The following is a 19,630-nucleotide window of genomic DNA, read 5'->3' on the forward strand; positions in this document are numbered from 1 at the left end:
CTCGTGATCAACGCGCAGAACTGCGTGCACTGCAAGACCTGCGACATCAAGGACCCGACGCAGAACATCGTGTGGGTCACGCCGGAAGGCGGCGGTGGGCCGAATTACCCGAACATGTAACGCAACGCATCCCCGCGCCCCGCGGGCGCGAACGAACCGGAGTGAGACGATGAGCAATGCAGCGAAGGAAGTCGTGGTGGTGAGCGGTGTCCGTACCGCGATCGGTGATTTCGGCGGCAGCCTGAAGGATTTCTCGCCGACCGATCTCGGCGCGAAGGTGGTCGCCGAAGTGCTGTCGCGCGCGAACGTGCCGGGCGATGCGGTCGGGCACGTCGTGTTCGGCCACGTCGTGAACACCGAGCCGAAGGACATGTATCTCGCGCGCGTCGCGGCGATCAACGGCGGCGTCGCGCAGCACACGCCGGCGCTGACCGTGAACCGCCTGTGCGGCTCGGGCCTGCAGGCGATCGTGTCGGCCGCGCAGACGATCATGCTCGGCGATGCCGACGTCGCGATCGGCGGCGGCTCGGAGAGCATGAGCCGCGCGCCGTACACCGTGCCGGCCGCGCGCTTCGGCCAGCGCATGGGCGACGGCAAGCTCGTCGACATGATGCTCGGCGCGCTGCACGACCCGTTCCAGACGATCCACATGGGCGTGACGGCCGAGAACGTCGCGAAGAAATACGACATCTCGCGTGAAGCGCAGGACGCGCTGGCGCTCGAATCGCATCGTCGCGCGGCGCGCGCGATCGCGGAAGGGCGCTTCAAGGACCAGATCCTGCCGATCTCGATCCGCACCAAGAAGGGCGAAGTCGCGTTCGACACCGACGAGCACGTGCGTCACGACGCGAGCGCGGACGATTTCACGAAGCTCAAGCCGGTGTTCGCGAAGGAGAACGGCACCGTGACGGCCGGCAATGCATCGGGCATCAACGACGCCGCCGCCGCCGTGCTGATGATGAGCGCGGACGCCGCGCGCGCGCAGGGCGTGAAGCCGCTCGCCCGCCTCGTCGCGTATGCGCACGCGGGCGTCGATCCGGCGTACATGGGTATCGGCCCGGTGCCGGCCACGCAGAAGGCGCTCGAACGCGCGGGCCTGAAGATCAGCGATCTCGACGTGATCGAAGCCAACGAGGCATTCGCGGCCCAGGCGTGCGCGGTCACGCAGGCGCTCGGCCTCGATCCGGCCAAGGTCAACCCGAACGGCTCGGGCATCTCGCTCGGTCACCCGATCGGTGCGACCGGCGCGCTGATCACGGTGAAGGCGCTGTACGAGCTGAAGCGCATCGGCGGGCGTTACGCGCTCGTGACGATGTGCATCGGCGGCGGCCAGGGGATTGCGGCGATCTTCGAGAACATCTGATAATCGACCGCTCAGCATCCGAACACACAGGACATTTCATGGCCATCGAAACCGTCGGCGTCGTGGGCGCCGGAACCATGGGTAACGGCATTGCGCAAACGGCGGCCGTTGCAGGACTGAACGTCGTGATGATCGACGTCAGCGACGCCGCGCTCGACAAGGGCCTCGCGACGCTGAAGGGCAGCCTCGAGCGGCTCGTGTCGAAGGACAAGCTCGACGCGGCTGCACGCGATGCGGCGCTCGCGCGCATCACGACGTCGACCGACTACGCGAAGCTCGCCGCCGTCGACATCGTGATCGAAGCCGCGACCGAGAACGTCGAGTTGAAGGGCCGCATCCTGAAGCAGATCGAGGCCGTCGCACGCCCGGACGCGATCATCGCGACCAACACGTCGTCGATCTCGATCACCGCGCTCGCGGCGCCGCTCGCCGATCCGTCGCGTTTTCTCGGCATGCACTTCTTCAACCCGGTGCCGCTGATGCCGCTCGTCGAGATCATCCGCGGGCTGCAGACGAGCGACGCGACCGCGTCGGCCGTGCGCGCGCTGACTGAGCGTTTCGACAAGTCGCCGATCGGCGTGCGCAATTCGCCGGGCTTCGTCGTGAACCGGATCCTGGTGCCGATGATCAACGAAGCGTTCTTCGTGCTGGCCGAAGGCATCGCGTCGGCCGAGGAGATCGACGCGGGGATGAAGCTCGGCGCGAACCACCCGATCGGGCCGCTCGCGCTGGCCGACCTCGTGGGCCTCGACGTGTGCCTCGCGGTGATGGACGTGTTCGTGAAGGACTTCGGCGATCCGAAGTATCGCGCGTGCCCGCTGCTGCGCGAGATGGTGTCGGCCGGGCGGCTCGGGCGCAAGACCGGGCGCGGCGTGTACGACTACAGCAAGTAAGCGGCGCGTCATGCCACTTCGCGCGGCCGCCTTCGGGCGGCCGCGTGCATGGTGCGGCGCGCGCGGCGCGATTACGCGTCGAGCACCGACAGGTCGCGCGGCAGCGCGCGCTTGAACATCGCCAGCATGTGCCGCGCCGCCTTCGGCGGCAGCGTGATCGCATGGCGTACGGCCGCCGCGATCTGGATCATCATCAGTTCCGCGAATGCGCTGCGCTGTGCGCGCGTCGTGTCGGGCGCGACTTCCGCCAGCGCATCCGCGAACAGTCCGGCCAGGAATTCGCCGTCCGCGCGATCCAGTGCCTGCAGCGCGCGATCGGCCTGCGTCGCGCGCCAGATGTCGCGCATCAGCGGCTCGTCGACGAACATCCGGTAGTAGCTGTCCGTGATGCGCGCGAGCGTGGCGTGCAGATCGTCGATCGTCTTCATTCCCGCGAGGTCGCGCCGCACGCAGTCGTGGCCGACGGCGTTGTAGCGCTCCGCGAGCGTGCCGATCACCGCGGCCTTGTCCGGAAAGTACTGGTACAGCGAACCGAACGAGATGCCCGTGCGTTCGACGATGTCGCTCATCCGGAACGCGTCGCAGCCTTTCTCGATCATCACTTCCGACGCGCACGCGAGGATGCGCTCGAACCGCTCGCGGCTGCGCTGCTGCGTCGGTACCAGCCGCGCGCGCGCCGGCGCGTCCGCTGCCGCCGCGTCGGGCTCGTCGCTCTGCCCCGATTTTTGTCGGCCCATGCCGCCTCCCGAAAAGCTTGACGTTCCTAATGCGAGAGTCTATCGTGTTTTTGAAACACGAGAGATTCTCGTGTTGTTCCAAAAGGAGACGCACATGTCGGCACTTCCCCTCCTCATCGTCGGCGGTTCGGGCAAGACGGGCGCCCGCGTCGATGCCCGGCTGCGTGCGCGCGGCCATGCGACACGGCCGGTATCGCGCACGTCGGCCGTCCGCTTCGACTGGACGGCGCCCGAAACGTGGCCGGCCGCGCTCGATGGGGTGTCGGCCGCCTATGTGACCTACCAGCCCGATCTGGCCGTCGAAGGCGCGGTGGACGCGATCGCCCGATTCGCGCGGCTCGCGCGGGACCTCGGCGTCGAGCGCGTGGTGCTGCTGTCCGGGCGCGGCGAGCCGCGCGCACAGGCCGCCGAGGCTGCGTTGCAGGCGTCGGGCGTGGGCTGGGGTGTCGTGCGGGCAAGCTGGTTCAACCAGAACTTCTCCGAAGGCTATCTGCTCGACGGCGTGCTGGCCGGCGAAGTCGCGCTGTCGGCCGGCGCGGTGCGCGAGCCGTTCGTCGATGCGGACGACATCGCGGACGTGGCCGTGGCCGCGCTCACCGATGCGCGGTTCGCGGACCGCGTGATCGAGGTCACCGGCCCGCGCGCGCTGACGTTCGCGGAAGCGGTCGACGAAATCGCGCGGGCCGCCGGGCGGCCGATCGCCTACCGCGAGATTCCGCACGATGCATTCGTCGCGGGGCTGCGCGAGGTCGGCGTGCCGGAGCCGGTCGTCGCGTTGCTCGACGACCTGTTCGACGGGGTGCTCGACGGGCGCAACAGCGCGGTGACGCACGGCGTCGACGCCACGCTCGGGCGCCCGGCGCGCGATTTCTCCGACTATGCGCGCGCGGTCGCCGCGACCGGCGTATGGAGCGCCCGACCATGATCGCGTTCGTGACGGCCGCGTTGCTGTGGGGTTCCGCCATCGGCTGCGGGCTGATGGCCGGCGTGTACTTCGCGTTCTCGACGTTCGTGATGACGTCGCTCGGACGGCTCGCGCCGCCGGCCGGCGCGGCCGCGATGAACGCGATCAACGTCGACATCGTGCGTTCGCCGTTCATGCCGCTGTTTCTCGTCACGACGCTGATGGCGCTCGCGCTCGTCGTGATCGCGCTGTTCGATCGCGATTCGCCGGGCGCGATGGCGGCGCTCGCCGGCGGCGTGCTGTACGTGTTCGGCATGTTCGCGGTGACGCTGGCCGTCAACGTGCCGCTCAACGATGCGCTCGCCGCAGCCGATCCGGCCACGGCGCAAGGCGCGGCGCTGTGGACGCGCTACCTGCACGACTGGACGAGGTGGAATCACGTGCGCACGGTGGCGTCGGCGGTCGCATGCGCATGCTTCATCGCGGCACTCGCGGCGCGCTAGCGGCAGCGCCGCCGTTACGCGTAAAACGCCGACGGCGACATCCCGAAGTGCCGCTTGAACATCGCGGAGAACGCGCTCTGGCTGCTGTAGCCGTGATCCATCGCGACGGTCAGCACTTTTTCGCCGTGCGCCAGACGCTTGAGTGCGAGCAGCAGCCGCGCCTGCTCGCGCCAGCGGCGGAAGCTGAGCCCCGTCTCGCGCCGGAACGCGCGATGCAGCGTGCGGACCGACAGGCCGAGCAGGTCGGCCCACTCGGCGATCGTGCGCAGGTCGTCGGGCGTGGCGACCAGCGTGTCGCAGATCGTCCGCAGGCGCGCGTCGTGCGGCCACGGCAGGTACAGCGGCAGCAGCGGCGCGACGGTCACTTCCGCAAGCAGCAGGTGCATCAGGTGATCGTGGCGCGAGCCCGGCGCGTAATCGAGCGGCACGTCGACTGCGGCGAGAATCAGCTCGCGCAGCAGCGGATGCACTTCGACGACGCAACTGCGCGCGGGCAGGTGCTCGACCGCGCCCGGCTCGACGAACACCGTGCGCATCTGCACGTCGCCGCTCATCTGCACCGTATGGTCGAGCCCGGCTTCGAGCCATACGCCGCGCGTCGGCGGCACGACCCACGATGCACCTTCGGATTCGACGTGCATCACGCCCTCGATCGCATAGAGCAGTTGCGCGCGCCGATGGCGGTGCGGCGCGATCGACGTGCCGTGCACGTAGGTGGCCGCCATCGCCGACACGGGCATCGGCGTCGATTCGTAGCGCAGGTGCGCAAACGGCGGGGTGGACTCGAGTGTCCGATTGGCGACAAGTCGTGACATTTTGGCGTGAGACAGGCAGTGGGCGGGCGGGCACGATGGCGTTCCGATTCACGCCAGCCTCCCTGTCACGATATTAATCCGTCCAACGCGATGAACAAGTCTCCTTTTCTGCTCCCCTTCTGCGCGATCGCGCTGTGGGCCGGCAACGTCGTCGTCTCGAAGCTGTCCGCGTCGACGATCGACCCGTCGGCCATCACGTTCTACCGGTTGCTGCTCGCCGTCGCGCTGATGAGCGTCTTCACGCTACGCCCCGCGTGGCGCAATCGCGCGGTGCTCGTCGCGCACCTGCCGAAGCTCGCGGTGCTCGGCTTTCTCGCGATGGCGCTGTTCCAGAGCCTGTCCTACGAGGCCGCGAAAACGACCAGCGCGACCAACATGGCGATCATCACCGCGCTCGTGCCGCTGATGACGATGCTGCTGAGCTCGCTGCTGCTCGGCGATCCGCCGGGCGCCGGCATGATCGGCGGCGGCGTGCTGTCGCTCGCGGGCGTCGTCTACCTGATCGCCGAAGGGCACCCGACGGCGATCGCCGCGCGCGGCGTGCAACTGGGCGACCTGCTGATGCTGGCCGCGTCGGCCGCGTACGCGCTGTACGGCGTGCTGCTCAAGCGCTGGCGCATCGGCGCGCTGCCCGCGTGGCAGTCGACTTACGTGCAGGCGCTGGCCGCACTCGTGTTCATGGCGCCGATGCTGCTGCGGCTGCCCGCGCAGGCCGCATGGCCGACGCGCGCGAGCGTGCCGCTGATCCTGTATGCCGGCGTGCTGGCGTCGGTGGTGCTCCCGTATCTGTGGATGCAGGGCGTGCGGCTGCTCGGCCCGAGCCGCTGCGCGATGTTCATGAACCTGCTGCCCGTGATGACGGCCGGCGGCGCGATCGTGCTGCTCGGCGAATCGCTGCGGCTGTATCACCTGATCGGCGGCGGTGTCGCGCTGCTCGGCGTCGCGCTCGCGCAGCGGTTTCCGTTTCAAGCCGGTGCATCGCAAGGAGCCCGCCAATGAGCGCGCATGCGGACCTCCAGGATCTGATGGCCATGCTGCCGGACGAACGCGCGCCCGGTGCCGCGCCGGCGCTCGCGCGCCAGCTCGAACGGATCGCGACCGCGCTCGAGGCGTTGGCGGGCATCCGCCAGCCGGCCGCGATCGATTTCGATGCGGCCATTGCGTTTCGCTGGTGCGGTGTCGGCGGCGGCCATCGAACGGCGCCGCTCGAACCGATCGCCACGCCCGCGCTCGTCGGGTTCGACGCGCTGCGCAACGTCGGCCGGCAGGCGGCGATCGTCGAGCGGAACACGCGCCAGTTCGTGCACGGGTTCGCGGCCAATCACGTGTTGCTGACCGGCGCACGCGGTACCGGCAAGTCGTCGATCGTGAAGGCGTGCCTGCATGCGTTCGCGGCGCACGGCCTGCGGTTGATCGAGGTCAGCAAGGAAGGGCTGAACGATCTGCCGGCGATCGTCGAGCTGGTGCGCGCGCGGCCCGAGCGCTACCTCGTGTTTTGCGACGACCTGTCGTTCGAGGCCGGCGAGACCGGCTACAAGGGGCTCAAGACGGTGCTCGACGGCTCGGTGGCGAGCGACCTGTCGAACGTGCTCGTGTACGCGACGTCGAATCGCCGCCACCTGATGCCCGAGCAGGCGAGCGACAACGCGAACGTGACGCGTGCGGAGAACGGCGAGCTGCACCCGGGCGACGCGGTCGAGGAGCGGATTTCGCTGTCCGAGCGCTTCGGGATCTGGGTCACGTTCTACGGCTTCACGCAGGACGAGTACCTGGCCGTCGTCGAGAGCCGGCTCGGCGCCGCCGGTTTCGATGACGCGCAGGTTCGCGCGGCCCGCGAGCCCGCGCTGCAGTGGGCGCTCGAACGCGGCGCGCGTTCGGGCCGCATCGCGGTGCAGTTCGCGCGCGATTACGCGGGACGGCTCGCGGACGAAAGCGGTGCGGACGATCGCCCGCCGGGGCGCCGGCGCGCCTGAGCCGCGCGCTACAGCAGCCGCTCGGACAGGACGCGGAATGCGACGTCCGGCACGACGAAGCACAGCGGCTCGCCGGTCGCGCCGATGCGGGCGAGGAAGTCGCCGCCGCCTGCGGGGCCGATCGTCTTGAGCGGCCGCACCGCGTCGACGTCGATCGGCAGGTCGATCGACGCATGCGCGAGGCGATCGCAGTCTGCCACATGGGCGACGGCCGCGTGCTGCAGCGACAGCGCGGCGACCGCCGCGCGCCAGTCGTCGAAGAACGGCGCGAAGGCGTCGGGCAGCGTGCGGTCGTGCGACGCTTCGGCCGTGCAGCGGAAGTCGGGTGCGCTGCCGCCGCTCGCGGCCAGCAGCGTGTCGTAGCGTCCGTCGCGCGCCGCATGCGTGAAGGGCCGCGCGAGATGCGACGGCAGCGCGTCGCTGAACAGCCGGCTGCCGAGTGCATAGAGCGGGTGGTCGAACACGTTCTTCACGAACAGCACGGTGCGCCCGGCCGGCGCGCCGTCCGGCAGCGCGTCGACGTAGAGCCGCCAGTTGCTTTGCAGCGGCGACGGAAACACGCGCCGCAGCGGGCCGGCGAGCCGCGGGCCGAAGTGGCGGTGCCGGTAGGTGAGCGTCGTGAACAGCGTGCGGCCGCCACGGCTCGCGAGCGTGACGCCGCGCGGCACGAGCGGCGCGACGGCCGCGACATCGACGACCCACGTGCAATACACGACGTGCTCGACGTCGCTCGCGAGCTGCAGGAACGGCAGCCGCGACAGCAGCGCGCGGCGTGCGCGCAGCAGCGGGCCGCTCGCGACGATCCGGTTGGCGAGCCGGCCGGCGAAGCCGGAGGACGGGTAGACGAAGGTATTGTCGTAGCGCATGGGCGGCATTGTGCCGGGGTTGTCATGTGTGCGGAAGAGGCGAGCCAGCGTCCTTGGCCGAACGCCGTGCATTTGCCGGACGCCGCCCGCATGATGCACGCTCGTGCGACGGATCGCGCCGGAATCGATGGAAAATTTCCGCCGACCCGCGCGTACGGGAGATGGGGCAGCGCTCCACCGATCCCGCCGCGATTCATTCCGGCTCGGGTTCGCGCATCGGTTGCCGCGGCGCGTTCAGCCAACGCGCGATCCTGCCGCCCGCGAGTCGCCACTCGAACGGATTGCGAAAATCGAACGTGTACAGTTCGTGCAGAAGGGACGGCCAGCACCCACGTAGATTCCGGGACGCCTGGGAGCGCTCGATGCGCGAGGGGCGCCACGTGTCGTGCCAGGGAAAGTTCGTCGTCGTACTCGAGCACCGTCGTGGTAACCGGAAATTGAGCGCATACGCGTACCGCGGCCGATCCGAGAAGTTTGCCCCCGCGGCGTGCAGCGTGCGCCCCGCATGCACGGTGCAGTCTCCCGGCATCAACGGACACGTCACGGCGCGCGCCGGATCGAATCCGCCGACGCACTCGAGCCCATGGGCGGTCACGTCGCCCCCGAGCGGTACGTGCGGAAGGACGTCGTACAGGTGAGACCCGGGGATGAACCGCATGCACCCGTTGTCGACCGACACGGCTTGCAACGGAATCCAGAAGTTGACTTCGCGATGGTCGATGCGCGCGTCGGTAAACGCGTCGTCCTGATGCCATGGCGTCACGGTGTCCGTACGCGACTGCTTCAGGAAAAAGCTGTCGCCGGCAAAACGAACATTCGGGCCGAGCAGCGCCTTGGCGATATCGAACGCGGCGCAGCGGATACGGAGTTTCGCCAGCCGACGCTCGAAATAGGACGCCCAGTGAAGTTGGAGAAGTTGAGGCCCGGAATCGCCCCCGTTCGACTCGGGATAGAAATCGAACATCAGGCCCTCGGCGTAGCCCGTGCGACTGCCGAGCAGACGATGGCCGATTTCGCGCAAGTCTTCGATCTCCGCGGTGTCGATCAGCCCGTTGATGACCGCAAAGCCGTCGTGATGGAACCGGGACCGAAGATTGGCTTGCATTGGAGCCTTGACGATGAGTTCACGGATCGCGAAGCGATGCAGACGGCCTCTGATTTTTCGATTTTCGTATTTTCGCGAAGGACGCTTCTGTTCGATACCTTACGTTGGTTGCCGACGGCCGAGCAGCCCGACGCGTTCTGCGACAAGGGCTATCGGGTCGTGAATGGCGCGGGCGGGGCAACGTGGACGTCGCGATGCCGCCACGTGCCGGGCGAGCGCAGTACCCGGCCGGCGCCGCCGTAGCGGTGGTGCAGCCGATGTGTGCACCACCGATCGCAGCATCGCCGTGCTGGCCGTCGATGGCGTGTGCCGCACCGAGCGTCGCCTGGCGTGCGTCCGACGTCGGACCGGGTCCGGCCGGAACCTGCGCGAGGCGTTTCGACGGCCAGTCTTGACGCGTGATGCACGCGTGCGAAGGCCGGCCGTTCGCGCGTCAGTACCCCGATCCGCCGCCCGCCTGATCGCTGACGATCGCCACTCCCGAGCTCGTACCGAGCCGCGTCGCGCCGGCTTCGAGCATCGCGAGCGCGGCCGCGCGGTCGCGCACGCCGCCCGACGCCTTCACGCCGAGCGTCGGCCCGACCGTGCGGCGCATCAGCGCGACGTCGGCGAGCGTCGCGCCGCCGTGGCCGAACCCGGTCGACGTCTTCACGAACGCGACGCCGAGATCGCGGCACATCTCGCACACGCGCACCTTCTCGTCGTCGGTCAGCAACCCCGTTTCGAGGATCACCTTGAGCGGCACCGTGCCGCACGCGCGATGCACGGCGTCGATGTCGGCCTTCACGTCGTCGGCGCGGCCGCTTTTCAGCGCGCCGATGTTGATCACCATGTCGATCTCGCCGGCGCCCGCCGCGATCGCGGCGGTGGCTTCGAATGCCTTCGCGGCGGACAGCCCCGCGCCGAGCGGAAAGCCGACCACGGCACACACGAGCACGCCGGTATCGGCCAGCTCGCGCGCGGCGAGCGGCACGTTCGCCGAATTCACGCAGACCGAGTAAAAGCGATGCTCGGCCGCCTGGCGGCAGAGTTCGCGGATCTGCGCGTCGCTCGCGTCGGGCGCGAGCAGCGTGTGATCGATGGTTTGGGCGAGTTGGGCGTTGGAAAGCGGCATGTGTCAGGACTCCACGGATCGTGTGCGGAAAGGGCACACGGAAAGTTGATGTTTTCACATCGGTTTGTTACAAATACGACATTCCGGCCGGGCCCGCGCGCCCGGCACGACGAGCGACTCACGCGGCGGGCACGCAGGATACAGGCATGGAAACAAAGAAGGGCGAGCGGATCAAGACATTGATGAACGTGCTGCAAGGGCAGAACGCGATTCATCTGAAGGAAGTCGCCGAGTTGTTCGGCGTGTCCGAAATGACGATCCGCCGCGATCTCGCGGACAACCCGCACGGCCTCAGCCTGATCGGCGGCTACGTGACGCGCCATTTCGCCGCGCAGCGCAGCGACATCGGCGAATACCTGATCAGCGCCGAGAACAACCGGCAGACCGAGGAAAAGCGCCGCATCGGCAAGCTGGCCGCGCAATTCGTGACGACCGGCGACACGATCTTCGTCGACTGCGGGTCGACCACGCCGTTCATCGTCGATTTCATTGCCGACGACCTCGAATTCACGGCGGTCTGCAATTCGCTGAACGTGTTCGCGAAGCTGCAGCAGAAGCCGCATTGCAACGTGATCCTGTGCGGCGGCGCGTATCACCGCCAGAACATGGTGTTCGAATCGGTCGCCGAAACGGGCATCCTCGATTCGGTGCGCGTGTCGAAGGCGTTCATCTCGGCCGCTGGCGTGAGCGACCGCTGCGGCGTCACGTGCTTCAACTTCCACGAAGTCGATGCGAAGAAGAAGGTGATGGCGCGCGCGCAGAACCGCTTCCTGCTGGTCGACCACACGAAGTTCGACGAAGTGCGCGCGGCCTATTTCGCGGAACTGACCGATTTCAACTACGTGATCTCCGACGGGCAACTGAGCCGTCGCTACGAAACCGCGATCCGCGAGCACGGGATCGCGCTCGTGACGTGAGGCGGCGCGGGCGTGCGGCGCGCTTTCGCTTTTCGTCGCGGTTTTCATCACGTTTTCCATCACATCACGCATCGCGCGCTTCCGCCGCGCTCAGGTAGCCGGTGACCACGTCGAAGCGGCGCGACGCGCCCGGCGCCAGCGCCGCGACGTGGCCCTTGTGGCGTTCGGCTTCGTAACCTTCGGGCTCGCAGGTCGACGGCAACGCGAACGCGGCGACCTGCTGGTCCGCGTTGTGCAGGATCCAGCGCGTCGCATGCGGGAATTGCGCGGGGCGGTACGCGGTGTGGAACGCGCCGCCGTCCGGATGCGCGAGCCGGAAATGCGCGACGCCGTCGCCGTCCGTTTCAACCTCGTTCATGAAGAACACGATCTCGGGGTCGTACAGCGCGGGCGCATCGAGCGTCGCGAGCCGCGCCGGATCGCGCGCGAGCGTGGCCGTGTAGTCGCGCCACGCGGCGGTCGGCTTCACGTGCGCGGGCACGCTGTCGCGCAGCCGCATGCCGCCAGGCGGGAGCGACTGCTCGAAGCGGCCGCCCGGCACGTACGCGTAGTTCAGGTGGGCCATGTACATCAGGTCCATCGGCGCGCCGCCGAGGTTCGTCACGTCCATCGCGATCGTCATCCGCGCATCGTGCTCGGCCAGCCGCACCGACGGACGCGCGACGTAGTGGCTGCCGAAGCCCTGCACGTATTCGTACTCGCCGGTCACCTCGACCGTCGCGCCGCGCGCATCCGCGCCGACGACGAGGCTCGCGCGGTCCATCGGCGCGCACGGCATCTCGCCGTGCAGCGCGTGCGTGTCGTCCGGCCCCGGGCAGCCGTTGCGCAGCAGTCCGCTGTGGAACATGAAGCAGCCGTAGGTGTCGATGATCGACGCCACGCGCTTCGGCTGCCGGAACATGTGCTTCATCGTCAGGTCGCGGCCGTCGAATTCGGCCGCCCAGATCATCTGGCCGAGATACGGCAGCACGACGAGATGGCCGCGGCGGTTCTCGAGCTTCAGCGCCTCGACGCCGGACGGATACGCGAACGCGGTCACGGTGAGGCCGTCGGTGCGGTACAGCGTGCGCGGTGTTTCGCGGAAGTCGTCGCGCCGCAGTTCGATCTCGCCCCGCATCGTCAGGCTCCCGACGTGTTGCGCGTCGCGGCGTAGCGCGTGGACGCGTGGCCGTCGGCCGCCGCGTCGGGCGTCGCCGCCGGCAGGTGACGCAGGCAGTAGAAGCCGTAGTAGACGATCACGACGAAGCAGACGAGCGGCACGACGAACGCGAGCTGCATGTTGCCGCCGGTGTGATCCGAGATCAGCCCCTGGATCAGCGGCACGACCGCGCCGCCGACGATGCTCATCACGAGGATCGAGCCGCCGTATTCGGTGTCCTTGCCGAGGCCGTCGATCGTCAGCCCGTAGATCGTCGGCCAGCACGGGCCGAGGAAGACGCTCACGCACACGGCCGCATAGACGGCGGTGATGTTGTGTACGCTGATCGTGTACGCGAGCAGCGCGATGCACAGGATGCCGTAGACGATCAGCACCTTGGCCGGCCCGACGCGTTTCATCACGAGCGTCGCGACCAGCTTGCCGACGAAGAACGCGAAGAAGGTTGCGAGCAGGTAGCGCGATGCGCCGCGCTCGGTGAGGCCGCCGATCTGCATCGCGAGCCGGATCGTGAAGCTCCATACGCCGACCTGCGCGCCGACGTACAGGAACTGCGCGACGACTCCCGCGACGAAGCGCCGGTTGCCGAACAGCCGAGCGAGCGTGCCGCGCGCGTCGATCCGGTGCGTGACCGCGCCCGTGCCGTTGCCCTTGCAGGCCGGGTACGGCGTGAGCGCAAACACGATGAACACCGCGACGAGCACGACGATCAGCCACTTGTACGGCTCGAGCGTCGCCTGGATCATCGCGAGCTGATGCGTGTGCGCGTCGGCGGCCGACATCGCCGCGAGCTGCGCATGCGACGCGTCGCCTTCCTTGAAGATCAGGAAGCTGCCCATGTAGACGCCGGCCATCGCGCCGAACGGATAGAACGTCTGCGAGATGTTCAGGCGCCGGGTGCTGGTGTCGCGCGGGCCCATCAGCGTCGAATACGAGTTCGACGCCGTTTCGAGGAACGACAGGCCCGCGGCGATCACGAACAGCGCGACGAGGAACATTCCGTACTTCGCCATCGACGCGGCCGGGAAGAACAGCAGGCAGCCGGTCGTGTAGAGCAGCAGGCCGACGAGGATCGTCGTCTTGTAGCTGAACTTCTTCACGACGGTCGCGGCCGGAATCGCAAGGAAGAAGTAGCCGAGATAGAACGCGGACTGCACGAACGCCGATTCGAAATCGGACAGGAAGAACGATTTCTTGAACTGCGCGATCAGCACGTCGTTCAGGTTCGCGGCGGTGCCCCACAGCGCGAACAGGCAGCACAGCAGCGTGAACGCGAAGAGCGGCGTGCGATTCAGGTAATAGCCGTCGGGGGCGTGTTCGATCCGGGTTCGGCTCATGGGTGTCTCCTTCCCAATGTCTCGTCGATGAAGGCGCCGGTCAGAAGCCGGCGTCGCGGAGAAAGCGTTCGAACGTCGCGGCGTCGGCGTACGACTTTTGCGTGCCGAGGCCCGTGACCGAATGCGCGGCGTACGCGGATGCGTAACGCATCGCATCGATCGCGTCGCGCGACGCCGCGTAGCAGCGTGCGAAGCAACCGATATAGGCATCGCCCGCGCCCGTCGTGTCGCGCGCGTCGACCGGCACGCCCGGCACGTGCCGCACGCCGTCGCGCGATACCAGCAGCGAACCGTTGCTGCCGAGCGTGACCAGCACGTGCTTGAGCCCGCGCGCGACCAGCGCTTCGGCGGCGCGGGTCGCACTTTCGCGCGAATCGACCGGCATACCCGACACGATCGCGAGCTCGGTTTCGTTCGGCACGAAGAATTCGACGGAGCGGATGCGTTCGAAATCGAGGTCGGCGACCGCCGGTGCGGGATTCAGCAGCACCGGAATGCCGTGCCGCGCGCCGAATTCGATCGCGTGATAGACGGTGTCGAGCTCGATCTCGAGCTGCAGCACGATCAGCGCGCATTCGGCGAGCATCGGCGCGGCCGCGTCGATGTCGGCCGGCCGCAGGTGGCGGTTCGCGCCCTTGACGATCAGGATGCTGTTGCTCGAATCGGGTTCGACGAAGATCGGCGCGACGCCGCTCGGCACGCCGGCGACCTTGCGCACGTGCGTGGTGTCGATGCCTTCGCGCTCGAAGTTGCGGATCGTGTTGTCGGCGAACACGTCGTCGCCGACTTTCGTGACCATCACGACGCGCGCGCCGAGGCGCGCGGCCGCGACGGCCTGGTTCGCGCCCTTGCCGCCGCAGCCGAGCTCGAAGTTCGGGGCCTCCAGCGTCTCGCCCCGGGCGGGCATGCGCGCGACATAGGTCACGAGGTCGACCATGTTGCTGCCGATGACGGCGATTGTCTCCATCTGCGTCTCTTCCTTGGTATGGGATGCGCCGCGGCGCGCGCATGGTCGGCGGCCGCTCGCGACAGGTGATAATAAAATCACATTAAATGTGAAAATGCAATCCTATGATGTTAGGAGGGTCACTTTTCGGCCGCTGGCCAGGCGGACGAGACGCCCGCATGCCGCTGTCGGCATGCAAAAAGATTGCACGTGGGAGGGCCGGGCGAGGATGGGCCAGAAAGACGGGCTTTCGCGAGAACCGCGCGCGATCCGTCGTGCGCATCGCTGTTTTTAGCAGTCCGTTCCTGCGGGGGAACGAGGCATCGATGGCAAGACGCCCGTGATGTGCGAAAGCGCGTCGGTCACGGGCGTACGGAGGCTACCGCTGCGCCACCGCGCTCGTTTCCCGCCAGCCGCCGCCCAGCACCTTGTACAGCGTGATGAGATTGGACTGCTTGGCGAGCATGTCCGTGACCAGTTGCTGTTGCGCGGCGTAGAGCGTGCGCTGCGCGTCGAGCAGGGTCAGGAAGCTGTCGGTGCCGCTGCGGTAGCGTGCCTGCGCGAGGTCGTAGTACTGCCGCGCGGACTCGACGTAGTCGCGATCCGCGGCGACCTGGGTGACGTACGTGGTGCGTCCCGCGAGTGCATTCGACACCTCCTTGAACGCCGTCTGGATGGCCTTTTCATAGTGGGCGACGTCGATGTCCTTCTCGACTTTCGCCACGTCCAGCGTGGCGCGGTTGTAGCCGAAATCGAAGAGCGGCACCGAGAGGGTCGGCGCAAACGTCCACGCCCCCGTGCCCGCCTTGAACAGGTTCGAGAGGCTGCCGCTCGTGGTGCCCGCGGAAGCCGTCAGCTCGATCTTCGGAAAGAACGCGGCGCGCGCCGCACCGATGTTGGCGTTGGCGGCCTTCAGCGTGTGCTCGGCTTCGACGATGTCGGGCCGGCGCGCGAGCAGATCCGACGGCACGCCTTCGCCGATGTCCGCGAACGTGTGCTCGCTTTCCATCAGCGAAGGGCCCTGCGGCAGATCGTCGGGCAGCGGCGCACCGATTTCGGCCACCAGGTTGTTGCGGTCCTGCGCGACCGCACGCGTGTACGAGGCGAGACTCGACCGCGCGCTCGCCAGCGAATTTTCGGCCTGGCGCACGTCCTGCAGCGACGCGCTGCCCATTTTCATCATGTTCACCGTGAGATCGTAGGTGTGCTGGTCCGCATCCACGGTGTTCTGCGCGATCTGCAACGACGTCTCGTCGGAGCGCAGTTGCAGATAGTCGGTGGCGACGGTCGCGATCAGGCTGATCTGCGTGCTGGTGCGCGCGGCGTCCGTGGCGAGGTACTGCTCCAGCGCCTGACGCTTGAGGCTGCGCAGGCGGCCGAAGAAGTCGATTTCCCACGATGTGAGGCCCACGCTCGCGCTGCTCGAACCGTATGCGCCCGTGGAGCCGGCCACGCGTTCGCGCGTGATCGAGCCGGATGCGTTGATGGCCGGTCCGACGTTGGCGCGCGCGATGCGGTACTGCGCTTCGTACTGCGCCACGTTGAGCGCGGCCACGCGCATGTCGCGGTTGTTCGCGAGCGCGAGTTCGATCAGCTTTTGCAGTCGCGGATCCTTGAAGAAGTCGCGCCAGCCGAGGTCGGCTCCCAGCGGTGCCGCAGCCGTGCTCTGCGCGGCCTTCGGCTGCGACCGCGAGGGCACGGTGGACCAGGTATTGTCGACCGGTGCGGCCGGCCTTTGGTACGTCGGGTCCAGCGTGCAGCCTGCCAGCATGCCCGTGCAGACAAGGGCGATCAGTGTGCGTTTCATGCGTTGCCCTCGTTGATGTCGGCGGAGTCCGTCGTGTGACCGTGTTCGTTGAACAGTCTGCGCACCACGACGAAGAAGACCGGTACGAAGAAGATGGCGAGCACCGTGGCCGCGATCATGCCGCCCGTCACGCCCGTGCCGATGGCGTGGCGTGCGCCGGCGCCGGCACCCGTACTGATGACGAGCGGCAGGACGCCGAACACGAACGCGAGCGAAGTCATGAGAATGGGGCGCAGCCGCATGTGGGCGGCTTCGAGTACGGCGTCCACGAGGCTGCGTCCCTGCGCTTGCAGATCCTTCGCGAACTCGACGATCAAGATGGCGTTCTTCGTGGACAGACCGATAGTGGCCAGCAGCCCCACCTTGAAATAGATGTCGTTCGAAAGCCCGCGCCCATGAGCGGCAAGTAACGCGCCCAGCACACCGAGCGGCACGACGAGCAGCACCGCAAGCGGAATCGACCAGCTTTCGTAGAGGCCCGCCAGGCACAGGAACACGACGACGAGCGAGATCGCATAGAGCACCGTGGCTTGCGAGCCGGCCTGCTTCTCCTGATACGACTGGCCCGTCCATTCCACGGCGAAGCCGGGCGGCAGTTTGCGTGCAAGCTGTTCGACTGCCGTCATTGCCTCGCCGGTGCTCACGCCGGGCCGCGTGGCGGCCGAAATGCCGGTGGCGAGCTGCCGGTTGTAGCGCTCGATCTGTGGCGGCCCGAACGTCCAGTGGCTCTTTGCGAACGACGAGAAGGGCACCATCGTGGAGTCGTAGCCGGTCGTGCTCGTGGTGCTCGAGGACGATGAAGACGACGAACTCGACGCACTGCTGCTTGCCTTCACATACCAGTCGCCAAGGTCGGCAGGCATCATGCGATACGGGGCGTCCGACTGCACGTAGACTTTCTGCACGCGCCCCGTGTCGATGTAGTTGTTCACGTAGGACGAACCGAACGCGGTCTGCAGCGTCGCGTTGACGTCCGAGATGGAAAGCCCCAGCGCGTTGGCTTTTTCGCGGTCGATGTCCACCTGCAGCTGGGGCGTGTCTTCAAGGCCGGACGGGCGCACCATCGCGAGCGTCGGCTCCTTCGACGCCATGCCGAGAAACTGGTTGCGCACCGCGAGCAGCTTGTCGTGGCCTGCGCCGCCGCGATCTTCTATCTCGAAGTCGAGGCCGCTTTGCGTACCCAGTTCCTGAATGGCGGGCGGATTCAGCACGAAGATGCGCGCGTCGCGATTGCCGGCGAAATGCTGGTTGGCGCGCGCGATGATGGCCGACACGCTGTCGCGCGAACCGCGCAGGCTCCAGTCCTTGAGCGTCACGAACGCGATGGCGTTGTTCTGCCCCTGGCCGTTGAAGCTGAAGCCGTTGATGGCGATGACCTGCTTGACGCCCGGCTCGTCTTTCAGCACGTACTGCTCCACGGCCTCCACCGTCTTCAGCGTACGCGAGGCCGGCGTGCCCGCGGGCGCGCTGATCGACACGATGAAGTAGCCCTGGTCTTCGTCAGGCAGGAACGAGGAGGGCAACGTGACGTAGAGCAACGCCACGACGCCGGCGATCGCGCCGTAGAGCAGCATGTAACGCGCGGGTCGCGCGACCACGCGTGCGAGCGAGGAACTGTAGCCCGCGTTGCGCTTGGCGAACCACCGGTTGAACCAGCCGAAGAAGCCGCGCTTGTCGTGGTGCTCCACGTCGGCGCGCTTGAGCAGCGTGGCGCACAGCGCCGGCGTGAGCGTAAGCGCGAGCATGACCGACAGCAGCATCGCCGAGACGATGGTGATGGAGAACTGCCGGTAGATCGCGCCCGTGGAGCCCGCGAAGAACGCCATCGGAATGAAGACGGCGGTGAGCACGGTGGTCACGCCGACCAGGGCGCCGGTAATCTGCCCCATCGCCTTGTGCGTGGCTTCCTTCGGGCCGAGCTTCTCCTCGCTCATGATGCGCTCGACGTTTTCCACCACCACGATGGCGTCGTCCACGAGCAGGCCGATGGCGAGCACCATCGCGAACATCGAGAGTACGTTGATCGAAAAACCGATCATCGACATCACGCCGAACGTGCCGAGCAGCGCAACGGGCACCACGAGGGTCGGAATCAGCGTGGCGCGCACGTTCTGCAGGAACAGGTACATCACGAGGAAGACCAGTACGACCGCTTCGAACAGCGTCTTCACGACCTCTTCGATCGAGATGCGAACGAACGGCGTGGTGTCGTACGGGTAACTGATCGCGACGTCCTTCGGCAATTGCAGCTGGATCTCGGCGAGCTTCGCGCGCACGGCGTTGGCTGCATCCAGCGCGTTGGCGCCGGTGGCGAGCTTGATGGCGAGCGCGGATGCCGGCTTGCCGTTCAGACGCGACGAGGTGTCGTAGCTGTCGCCGCCCACCTCCACGCGCGCCACGTCCTTCAGCAGCACGCGGGAGCCGTCGCTGTTCACGCGCAGCAGGATGCTGGCGAACTGGTCGGCGCTCGTCAGCAGACTCGACGAGCGGATGGTCGCGTTGATCGCCTGCGAAGCTGTTGCCGGCGAGCCGCCGACCTGCCCCGTGGAAAGCTCGACGTTCTGGTTCGTGATGGCCGTGGTCACGTCGGAGGGCGTGAGTCCGAAACCGTGCAGCTTCACCGGGTTGAGCCAGATGCGCATCGCGTGCTGCGCGCCGAACAGCGTCACGTCGCCCACGCCGTTCAACTGCGCGAGCGGATCTTCGATCCGGGTCGCGATGATGTTGCCGAGATCCACCGAATTCCAGGTGCCGCCCGGCGACGAGAGCGCGACGATCATGAGAAAGCTCGTCGACGCCTTCGCGACCTGCACACCTTGCTCCTGCACCGTTTGGGGCAGGGTAGGCGTGGCCTGCGTCACCTTGTTCTGCACCTGTACCTGCGCGATGTCGGGATTCGTTCCGGGATTGAACGTCAGCGTGATGGTGGCTTGCCCGGCGGAACTGCTCGTGGACGACATGTACAGCACGTTGTCGATGCCGCTCAGCTTCTGCTCGATCACCTGGGTCACGGTTGCCGCGACGGTGTCGGCGGAGGCGCCGGGGTAAGTGGCCGTCACCTGCACCGAGGGCGGCGCGATGGTGGGGTACTGCGCGACGGGAAGACTCGTGACCGCCGCCGCGCCCACCAGCATGATGACGATGGCCATGACCCACGCGAGAATGGGGCGCTTGATGAAGAACTCTGCCATGCC

The 19,630-nt window shown here is 67.5% G+C and carries 18 protein-coding genes; 8 read left to right on the forward strand and 10 right to left on the reverse strand.

Annotation, left to right across the window (positions count from 1 at the left end; all coding sequences use genetic code 11):
- The 3 genes from DFS13_RS35130 to DFS13_RS35140 all read left to right on the forward strand — a co-directional run.
- Positions 1 to 120, forward strand: a 120-nt coding sequence (locus DFS13_RS35130; protein ID WP_010091541.1) for a 4Fe-4S dicluster domain-containing protein, incomplete at its 5' end; no start/stop codon positions are given.
- A gap of 49 nt (positions 121 to 169) precedes the next feature.
- Positions 170 to 1,363 carry a beta-ketothiolase BktB gene (gene bktB / locus DFS13_RS35135; RefSeq protein ID WP_034203733.1) on the forward strand — a complete coding sequence of 398 codons (1,194 nt, stop codon included), beginning with the start codon at positions 170 to 172 and terminating at the stop codon, positions 1,361 to 1,363.
- A gap of 38 nt (positions 1,364 to 1,401) precedes the next feature.
- The gene (locus DFS13_RS35140; RefSeq protein WP_006489742.1) at positions 1,402 to 2,256 is read left to right on the forward strand and encodes a 3-hydroxybutyryl-CoA dehydrogenase; all 855 of its coding nucleotides are present in this window, start codon (positions 1,402 to 1,404) and stop codon (positions 2,254 to 2,256) included.
- Between the two features lie 71 nt (positions 2,257 to 2,327).
- Here DFS13_RS35140 and DFS13_RS35145 read toward each other — a convergent pair whose 3' ends face one another.
- On the reverse strand, positions 2,328 to 2,993 hold the full coding sequence (locus DFS13_RS35145; RefSeq protein WP_006489724.1) for a TetR/AcrR family transcriptional regulator: 666 nt from the start codon (positions 2,991 to 2,993) through the stop codon (positions 2,328 to 2,330).
- A gap of 94 nt (positions 2,994 to 3,087) precedes the next feature.
- Here DFS13_RS35145 and DFS13_RS35150 point away from each other — a divergent pair, with 94 nt between their 5' ends.
- Together DFS13_RS35150 and DFS13_RS35155 are read left to right on the forward strand one after the other, a co-directional pair.
- Complete coding sequence (locus DFS13_RS35150) at positions 3,088 to 3,918, forward strand: NmrA family transcriptional regulator (RefSeq protein WP_034203732.1); 831 nt, start codon at positions 3,088 to 3,090, stop codon at positions 3,916 to 3,918.
- Complete coding sequence (locus tag DFS13_RS35155; protein ID WP_034203731.1) at positions 3,915 to 4,400, forward strand: DUF1772 domain-containing protein; 486 nt, start codon at positions 3,915 to 3,917, stop codon at positions 4,398 to 4,400. Before DFS13_RS35150 ends, DFS13_RS35155 begins: the two co-directional genes overlap by 4 nt.
- A 14-nt stretch (positions 4,401 to 4,414) precedes the next feature.
- Here DFS13_RS35155 and DFS13_RS35160 read toward each other — a convergent pair whose 3' ends face one another.
- Positions 4,415 to 5,215: a helix-turn-helix transcriptional regulator gene (locus DFS13_RS35160; protein WP_059721730.1), complete on the reverse strand. Its 801-nt coding sequence runs from the start codon at positions 5,213 to 5,215 to the stop codon at positions 4,415 to 4,417.
- 90 nt (positions 5,216 to 5,305) lie between these two features.
- Between DFS13_RS35160 and DFS13_RS35165 the strand changes: the two genes are divergently transcribed.
- Together DFS13_RS35165 and DFS13_RS35170 are read left to right on the forward strand one after the other, a co-directional pair.
- Positions 5,306 to 6,214: a DMT family transporter gene (locus DFS13_RS35165; protein WP_006489731.1), complete on the forward strand. Its 909-nt coding sequence runs from the start codon at positions 5,306 to 5,308 to the stop codon at positions 6,212 to 6,214.
- Positions 6,215 to 6,246: 32 nt separating this feature from the next.
- Entirely contained in the window at positions 6,247 to 7,188 is a 942-nt protein-coding gene (locus DFS13_RS35170) for an ATP-binding protein (RefSeq protein WP_069353749.1), read from the forward strand.
- 8 nt (positions 7,189 to 7,196) lie between these two features.
- Here DFS13_RS35170 and DFS13_RS35175 read toward each other — a convergent pair whose 3' ends face one another.
- The 3 genes from DFS13_RS35175 to deoC form a co-directional block, all read right to left on the reverse strand.
- On the reverse strand, positions 7,197 to 8,063 hold the full coding sequence (locus tag DFS13_RS35175; protein ID WP_012493784.1) for a DUF2071 domain-containing protein: 867 nt from the start codon (positions 8,061 to 8,063) through the stop codon (positions 7,197 to 7,199).
- A 184-nt stretch (positions 8,064 to 8,247) separates the two neighbouring features.
- Entirely contained in the window at positions 8,248 to 9,159 is a 912-nt protein-coding gene (locus DFS13_RS35180) for a phytanoyl-CoA dioxygenase family protein (RefSeq protein WP_111442734.1), read from the reverse strand.
- Between the two features lie 433 nt (positions 9,160 to 9,592).
- The gene (deoC, locus tag DFS13_RS35190) at positions 9,593 to 10,273 is read right to left on the reverse strand and encodes a deoxyribose-phosphate aldolase (RefSeq protein WP_034203726.1); all 681 of its coding nucleotides are present in this window, start codon (positions 10,271 to 10,273) and stop codon (positions 9,593 to 9,595) included.
- A 146-nt stretch (positions 10,274 to 10,419) separates the two neighbouring features.
- On the opposite strand from deoC, the gene deoR reads away from it, so the two are divergent.
- Complete coding sequence (gene deoR / locus DFS13_RS35195) at positions 10,420 to 11,190, forward strand: DNA-binding transcriptional repressor DeoR (RefSeq protein ID WP_006491525.1); 771 nt, start codon at positions 10,420 to 10,422, stop codon at positions 11,188 to 11,190.
- 64 nt (positions 11,191 to 11,254) lie between these two features.
- Here the strand turns inward: deoR and DFS13_RS35200 are convergent, their stop codons facing one another.
- From DFS13_RS35200 to DFS13_RS35220, 5 genes are all read right to left on the reverse strand, one after another.
- Complete coding sequence (locus DFS13_RS35200) at positions 11,255 to 12,307, reverse strand: aldose 1-epimerase family protein (RefSeq protein ID WP_080324525.1); 1,053 nt, start codon at positions 12,305 to 12,307, stop codon at positions 11,255 to 11,257.
- A gap of 2 nt (positions 12,308 to 12,309) precedes the next feature.
- Positions 12,310 to 13,683, reverse strand: a complete 1,374-nt coding sequence (gene fucP, locus DFS13_RS35205) for an L-fucose:H+ symporter permease (RefSeq protein ID WP_048986049.1) — start codon at positions 13,681 to 13,683, stop codon at positions 12,310 to 12,312.
- A 40-nt stretch (positions 13,684 to 13,723) separates the two neighbouring features.
- Positions 13,724 to 14,650, reverse strand: coding sequence for a ribokinase (gene rbsK / locus DFS13_RS35210; RefSeq protein ID WP_006489721.1), 927 nt, complete (start codon positions 14,648 to 14,650; stop codon positions 13,724 to 13,726).
- A 358-nt stretch (positions 14,651 to 15,008) separates the two neighbouring features.
- Complete coding sequence (locus tag DFS13_RS35215) at positions 15,009 to 16,436, reverse strand: efflux transporter outer membrane subunit (protein ID WP_111442735.1); 1,428 nt, start codon at positions 16,434 to 16,436, stop codon at positions 15,009 to 15,011.
- Entirely contained in the window at positions 16,433 to 19,627 is a 3,195-nt protein-coding gene (locus DFS13_RS35220; RefSeq protein ID WP_111442736.1) for an efflux RND transporter permease subunit, read from the reverse strand. The genes DFS13_RS35215 and DFS13_RS35220 overlap by 4 nt, the downstream gene beginning before the upstream one ends.
- Positions 19,628 to 19,630: the final 3 nt, after the last annotated feature.

The sequence above is a fragment of the Burkholderia sp. 28_3 genome, assembly GCF_003253915.1.
Lineage (GTDB): Bacteria > Pseudomonadota > Gammaproteobacteria > Burkholderiales > Burkholderiaceae > Burkholderia > Burkholderia cenocepacia.